General features: G+C 59.9%; 6 protein-coding genes. All 6 read left to right on the forward strand.

Annotated elements, in window-relative coordinates; all coding sequences use genetic code 11:
• The first annotated feature begins 14 nt into the window (after positions 1–14).
• A complete protein-coding gene (locus WCO56_17270; GenBank protein MEI7731329.1) occupies positions 15–1169 on the forward strand; it encodes an efflux RND transporter periplasmic adaptor subunit in 1155 nt (384 codons plus the stop codon).
• Entirely contained in the window at positions 1166–4402 is a 3237-nt protein-coding gene (locus WCO56_17275) for an efflux RND transporter permease subunit (GenBank protein ID MEI7731330.1), read from the forward strand. Before WCO56_17270 ends, WCO56_17275 begins: the two co-directional genes overlap by 4 nt.
• Positions 4403–4422: 20 nt before the next feature.
• Positions 4423–4632: a YgaP-like transmembrane domain gene (locus WCO56_17280; protein MEI7731331.1), complete on the forward strand. Its 210-nt coding sequence runs from the start codon at positions 4423–4425 to the stop codon at positions 4630–4632.
• 421 nt (positions 4633–5053) lie between these two features.
• Positions 5054–5233, forward strand: coding sequence for a hypothetical protein (locus WCO56_17285; GenBank protein ID MEI7731332.1), 180 nt, complete (start codon positions 5054–5056; stop codon positions 5231–5233).
• A gap of 71 nt (positions 5234–5304) precedes the next feature.
• On the forward strand, positions 5305–5496 hold the full coding sequence (locus WCO56_17290; protein MEI7731333.1) for a hypothetical protein: 192 nt from the start codon (positions 5305–5307) through the stop codon (positions 5494–5496).
• 192 nt (positions 5497–5688) lie between these two features.
• The coding region (locus WCO56_17295; protein MEI7731334.1) for a hypothetical protein at positions 5689–7139 on the forward strand (1451 nt) is incomplete at its 3' end.

Below are 7139 nucleotides of genomic sequence, written 5' to 3' on the forward strand. Positions count from 1 at the left end.
CATTCAGCATGAATATGACTAAACCTATTTTGCGCGGTATCGCTGTGGTCTGCCTGGCGGCGGCCTTGGCGGGGTGCGGTCCGCGCGACAGCGGCAAGCCCAAGGGCGACCGCCGCGCCGGCGTGCCAGTGAGCGTGGCGGCAGCCGTGCAAATGCCCGTGGATCGGGTGGTGACCGTGGTCGGCACACTATTTGCCTGGGACGAAGCCACCTTGGCGGCGGAAGTCGAGGGTCGCGTGGAAACCACGCTGGTGGACTTCGGCAGCCGCGTCAATGCCGGGCAGGTGCTGGCGCGCATTGACACCACCACGTATGAGGCGCTGGCCTTGGCAGCGGCGGCCAACCTGGCGCGCGCGGGCGCCAATTACACCAACGCCATGCAGTCGTTGCGTCGGGTGCGGGAATTGCAGGAGCAAAACATTTCCTCGGCGGCAGACCTGGACAAGGCCATGGCCGATGCGGGGCAGACCGCCGCCGAAGTCAAAGCCGCCGAGGCCGCCGAAGTCATCGCCCGTTTGAACTTGAGCCGCTCCCAGGTGAAAGCGCCGTTCGAGGCCGCCGTGTCAGAGCGCGTGGCCAGCGCGGGGGATTATGTCAAAGCAGGCACGCCGCTGTTCCGGGTGGTCAACGATTCCCAGCTCAAATTGACCGTGCAGGTGGCCGAGCGCTATGGTGCCGAAATCAAGCAGGGTCAGACCGTGCGTTTTTCCGTGGACCAGTATCCCGACCAGAAATTTGAAGGCCGGGTGGAACTCATCAGTCCCGCCATCAACACCGGCACCCGGGGATTAACCTTCGCCGCCCTGGTGACCAATGCCGATCGCAAGCTCAAGGCCAGCAGCTACGCGCGTGGGGAAGTCGTCCTGGAACGCAACGCCCCGACCATTCTGGTGCCGCTCGATGCCGTGGTGTCGTTTGCCGGGGTAACGCGCGTGTATATTGTCCAAAACGGACAAGCCCGGGCCCGGCAAGTCAAAGTGGGCCGGGTGTTGGAAACCCGGCAGGAAATTCGCTCTGGCATTCAGGCGGGGGAAATCGTGGTCACCACCGGGCAATCCAAGTTATATGATGGCGCGGCGGTGCTGCTTAAATCTGCCGATGGCCGCGTGGAAACCAAGTCCGCCGGGGCGACGGCTGCCGCTCCCAAAAGCGGCGATAAGCAGCCATGAAGCACGACTCTGAAGCACCCAAAAGCTCGGGAACCGGCTTCAAGGGCCTTGGCATTGCGGATCTTTGTATCCTGCGTCCGGTCTTCGCCACGATGCTCAATTTGTTGCTCGTCGTGTTCGGGCTGGTTTCGTTTTACAACCTGGGCGTGGATCAGCTCCCCAACGTGGACCTGCCCATCATTACCGTCACCACCACGTTGCGCGGCGCGTCGCCGGAGGAAGTCGAGACCAGCATCACCAAGCCGATCGAGGACATCATCAACACCATTCAAGGAGTGGATGAGTTGAGCAGTGTTTCGTATGAGGGCGTCTCGTCCGTCACCGTGCAATTCCTCATGGAGCGCAATCGCGACATTGCCGCCCAGGATGTGCGCGACAAGGTGAACTCCATTCTGGCCCGGCTGCCGGAGGGCGCGGATTCTCCCATTATTGGCAAGTTCGACGTGGACGCTTCCCCAGTGCTCTCCATCAGCATCAGTGCGCCGCGCGACCTCAAGGAAACCACCTTTATCGTGGATAAACAGATCAAGCAGAACCTGGAAACGGTCTCGGACGTGGGTGCCATCAACCTGGTGGGCGGACGCGTGCGCGCCATACAGGTGGCGGTGGATGTGGATAAGCTCAAGTCGTACGGCCTGACCATTCAGGACGTAAAGACCGCGCTCCAGCAGCAAAACGTGGAAGTGCCCGGCGGGCGGATGGACCAGGGCTCGCGCGAACTGGTGGTGCGCACCTTGGGCCGCATGAGTGAAGTGAAGTATTTCAGCCAGCTCATTGTCGCCAACATCGGCGGCCAGCCGGTGTTCCTGGGCGACCTGGCCGAGATTTCCGATGGCATCGAGGAGCCCCGCACCCTGGCGCGGCTGAACGGTGTCAACGCCGTTACGCTGCTGGTACGCAAGCAATCCGGCAGCAATACGGTGCGCGTGATTGATGGCGTGAAACAACGGCTGGCCGAACTGTCCGCGACGTTGCCTCCGGATTTTCGCATTGAAATCATCCGCGACCAGTCGCGCTTTATCAAACGCTCGCTCCACGAGGTGAGTTTCCACCTGATGCTGGGCGCGGTGCTGGTGTTGCTTACCGTCTTTTTCTTCCTGCACGACTGGCGCGGCACGATCATTGCCTGCGTGGCTATCCCCACCTCGATTGTGGCCACCTTCGCCCTCATGCGCTACATGGATTTCACCCTGAACAATTCCACCATGCTTGGGCTGGTGTTCGCCGTCGGAGTGGTGATTGATGACGCCATTGTGGTGTTGGAAAACATCCATCGCACCATGGAGGAGCGCGGTTGGAGCGGCCCCCAGGCGGCCAGCTACGCCACGCGGGAAATCGCCCTGGCGGTGCTGGCGACCACGCTTTCCCTGGTGGTTATCTTCCTGCCGTTGGCCTTCATGCAGGGGCGCATCGGCAAGTTCTTCTCCAGCTACGGCATGACCGTCGCGTTCGCCATCCTGGTGTCCCTGTTTGTTTCCTTCACCCTTACGCCGATGCTGGCGTCCCGCTTCCTGCGGCATACCCAGGATGAGAATCTGCGCCGCAAGAAAGCCGAGGGCGGCGCGCTGTTGCGCTGGATCGCCGACCGGTATCACACCGTGCTGGCCTGGAGCCTGCGCCATCGCTGGGTGATCATGGGGGTATCCATCCTGTGCGTGGCGTCGCTCGTGGTGCTCTTCCCGCGCGCCCGCTTTACCTACATGCCGATGGATGATTCCAGTGAGTTTGAAATCGCCCTCATTGCCCCGGAAGGCTCCACCTTGCAACGCACCTCGGCTTTATGCACGGAAATTGAGCGTCGTCTCAAAGCCGTTCAGATTGAAGGCATCTCGGCAGTGACGGATACGCTCGTCACCATCGGTCCCACCAGCGGCACCATCGGCAAGGGGGAAGGCGATGTCACCGCCGCCAATATCTACTGCCGCATTCCCGAGTTGGGCGGACGCTTTGCCCAACTGCGGGGGCAATCCCGGCGCTGGACCCAGTTTGAAGCCATGGGGCGCGTCCGGCGCATCCTGGCCGAGTATCCGGATGTTCGTTCCAGCGTGCAGAATATATCCGGGATCGGCGGCGGCGGCGGGCGCAATTCCGAAATCAGCTTTAATCTCACCGGCCCGGACCTCGGCAAGCTCGTCGAATACTCGGAACAAATGCTGGGGAAAATGCGCACCTCGCCTAACTTTGTGGACGTGGATACCACCCTTTCCACCCGCAAGCCGGAAATGCAGGTACATATTGACCGCGTGAAAGCCAGCCAGTTTGGCCTGCGCATTCAGGACATTGCCGACACCTTGCGCACGCTGGTCGGCGGCCGGATCGTTGGCACCTATCGGGAGGCCGATGACTTGTTTGATGTGTGGCTGCGCGCGGAACAGGTGGATCGCACCACCCAGGAATCCCTCGAACAAATTTTCCTGCGGACTGCCAACAGTGCGCTTCCCAGTGCCGCCACCGCGACGACACCACTTGAATTGGTGCAGCTCGATAACTTCGTAAGGCTGCGCGAAGAGCGCGGCCCCACCCAGATTGACCGCTTCCAGCGCCAGCGCAAGGTCACTATTGGCTCGAACCTCGCGAATAATTACTCCCTGGGCGAAGCGGTCGCGTTTGTGAAAGACGGCACCGAGGACTTGAACCTACCGCCCGGCTACCGCGTGGTATTCACCGGGCGCGCCAAATCCATGCAGGAAACACTGGATAACTTCCTGGTCGCCTTCACCCTGGCCATGATCTTCATGTACATGATTTTGGCGGCGCAGTTCGAGCACTTCATCCATCCCATTTCCATCATGCTGGCCGTCCCGTTGTCGCTGCCGTTCGCCTTCCTCTGGATGGATTTCCTCAACGCCCAGTTCAACATCTACGCCATCTTCGGCCTGTTCATGCTGTTCGGGATTGTGAAGAAGAACGGCATTTTACAGGTGGACTACACCAACACCCTGCGGCGCGAGGGCCTGCCTCGGGAGGAGGCTATCCTGCTGGCCAACCGCCGTCGGTTGCGGCCCATCCTCATGACCACCATCATGCTGGTGGCCTCGATGATCCCGATTGCCCTGGGCACCGGTCCTGGTTCGGCGGGGCGCGCCTCCATGGCCACCGTCATCATTGGCGGCCAGATGCTCTGCCTGCTCCTAACCCTGCTGGTCACCCCCGTCAGCTATGCCCTCTTTGACGATTGGGGCCACGGCATTTTCTGGCGCGGGAAAAACTCCCCGCCCGCCGGCAACCAGTAGTCGCGGAAAAAAGCCACATCATGAAGCCACGTTTCGAGCGTAACATCAGCAACAGCGGACGGCTCCTCCGTGGCGGGTGCGCGTTGGCGTTGCTCGTTGGGGCCGGATTCGGCTTCGTCGAGTCGGTATGGCTGGGGGTGGTGCTGGGAGCCATGGGTATGTTCGTGCTGTTTGAGGCTTTGCGCGGTTGGTGTGCGCTACGCGCTTGTGGCATCAAGACCAAGTATTGAAGCATCCCGCTGGGCAGCTTGAAAATAATTGGCCGGTCGCCAATCTTCTCCGGTGTCCAATTACCCACACGGGTCTGTCCCAAGTTTGGACAAATCGGGGCCGCCAGAGTTGGAAGCCGAGCGCCAAGAACGGTAATTCAGGCAAAAATATGACCAATTTTTCAACCGCCACCGATTGATACCATTTCCAGTTTGTAGCTGCATCATTCAAACCGCTCAGGCGTACGTCCTTGTCATCGTACCGCAGGTTTCCAAACCTGCTGTGTCGCCGACTTCCCAGTCGGCTTACCTTTAATTGCACAACCACTCGCTGATTAGTATCGTGCAATTGCATGGTGAAAATGGTATGACTAGTTTTTTCGGACTTCGGTTTTCGGGCTTCGGATTTCCCCTTGGCACATCACTTGCTATATCACGTCGTATGTTAATACTGGCCACTATCTCAGAAGGAGCACTCCTAACGGTGTTCATTGCCTTTTGCTTGTTCATGGTCACCGCAGGCATCATTCTCACCCTTGCGGTTCGCGAAGCCTTGCGCGATCACTTGGAAAAGACTCCCCAACCCATCCGGGTTGGCCCGCCACGCGACCACCATCTTTGACGTTCTTACCCATCGGGTGGCGTTAAATTTCCCGCTTCCCTTGGCGCGTCACGAGCTTCCCCTACCCACGCATGTCAATACTGGCCGTTATCTCAGAAGGAGCACTCCTGACGGTAATCATTGCCTTTTGCTTGTTCATGGTCACTGCGGGCATCATTCTCATGCTCGCGGTTCGCGAAACCTTGCGTGATCATCCTGAAAAGCCTCCCCAACCCACCCCGGTTACCACCCACACGACCGACGCCAACCAGGCGGTTGATTGAACCGCCTGGTTACGCAACCCAAGCCCTCTCTCGTCCTATCGTAATTTGAAATTGGCGAGTGGCCAGACGCATGTGTATCATGCGGAGCGTGTGGTATTCAATAAATGCTGGATAACTATGCCATGGTAGGAGTATAACTTCGTTGAGCATGTATGACAGCAGCCCGGGGCTGCTCTGGAGTGGTTACTGGACATGAATTTAATCAACGCATTACAGGTCTTGGGTATTTCGCGCGGTTTGCCTCCGGCAGAATGCGAGGCCATTTACCGTTCCCGCCGGGCTGTCTGGGAGCGCAAAATGCGGCTGGCATTTTCCAAGCAACTTTGCGAAAAGGCGCGGCATCAAATCGCCCTGTTGGATGAGGCGTACGCAATGGTTACCGCCCAATTAGGGAAACCAAAACCAGAGCCAACGCTCATCCCTTACCCCCGTCCAACCTTTCGACGCACGCAAGCCGCACTGCCCAAATCTCCCGCTCCCGCCGCCGTAACACAGCCGCCACCTGAAACACCCCTTGTCGCAAAGCCGGAGTCGAAGCCTCCGCCACAACCTGCCCCGGCACCAACTCCGCAGGAGCCACCAACTGTTCCCCCGCCTCAGCTTGAGTTGCCTGCCTTGCAATTGGCATGGCCGTCAGTGGCACCACACGCACCATTAGTCGAATCCCGAGAAACGCTTACTGAACCGAAGAAAGCCGATGCCGAACCGGTAACAACGGAAAGCGCAGCTCCTCAACCTCCGGTGCCGGAAGAACCCGCCCCCATCGTCGCCGAGGTAACAAGGCAAACCGACGTTGCACCTGCCCCGATCTGCGACGAATCACCTTCCGCAGCCCCGGAACCGATTCCGGCTCCTGCGCTGGCAATTACCGCTGCTCCAGAAATTGCGGAGGAGCCAGTCACCCCACTGCCGGTCGAGCCAACCAAGCCGCTGGATGTTTCATTAACTCCGTCTGTGGTAAGTGCCTCCCCGGAACTGCCGACTGAGCCGAAGAAAGCCGATGCCGAACCGGTAACAACGGAAAGCGCAATTCCTCAAGCCCCAGTTCAGGAGGAACCCGTCCCCATAGTCCCCGAGATAACCAGGCCGACCGACGTTGCACCCGAACCGATCCACGACGCATCGCCTTCCGCAGCACCCGAACCGATTCCGGTTCCCGCGCAGGCGATTACCGCTGCTCCGGAAATTGCGGAGGTGCTGGTCACCCCGCTGCCGGTCGAGCCAACCAAGCCGCTGGATGCTACACCAGCACCGCCAGTGGCAAGTGCCTCCCCGGAACTGCCGACTGAGCCGACGCACGTCGAGGTCACGCCGGTGCCAGCGGAAAGCGCTGTTCCTCAAACCCCGGTGCCGGAAGAACCCGCCCCCATAGTCGCCGAAATAACAAGGCAGACCGACATTGCACCTGTCCCGATCCTCGACGAATCGCCTTCCGCAGTACCAGAACTGATTCCGGCTCCTGCGCAGGCGATTACCGCTGCTCCGGAAATTGCGGAGGTGCCGGTCACTCCACTGCCAGTCGAACCAGTCAAGCCGCTGGATGTTACACCAGAGCCACCAGTGGCAAGCGCCACTCCGGAACTACCGCCTGAGCCGACGCACGTCGAGGTCACGCCGGTGCCAGCGGAAAGCGCTGTTCCTCA

This window comes from Verrucomicrobiota bacterium (assembly GCA_037139415.1).
In the GTDB taxonomy this organism is placed as follows: Bacteria; Verrucomicrobiota; Verrucomicrobiia; order Limisphaerales; family Fontisphaeraceae; genus JBAXGN01.

What these genes read in the sequence shown, in the direction of transcription:
- WCO56_17270 (MEI7731329.1), top strand. Translation starts at nt 15, where the DNA reads ATGACTAAACCTATTTTGCGCGGTATCGCTGTGGTCTGCCTGGCGGCG.
- WCO56_17275 (MEI7731330.1), top strand. Translation starts at nt 1,166, where the DNA reads ATGAAGCACGACTCTGAAGCACCCAAAAGCTCGGGAACCGGCTTCAAG.
- WCO56_17280 (MEI7731331.1), top strand. Translation starts at nt 4,423, where the DNA reads ATGAAGCCACGTTTCGAGCGTAACATCAGCAACAGCGGACGGCTCCTC.
- WCO56_17285 (MEI7731332.1), top strand. Translation starts at nt 5,054, where the DNA reads ATGTTAATACTGGCCACTATCTCAGAAGGAGCACTCCTAACGGTGTTC.
- WCO56_17290 (MEI7731333.1), top strand. Translation starts at nt 5,305, where the DNA reads ATGTCAATACTGGCCGTTATCTCAGAAGGAGCACTCCTGACGGTAATC.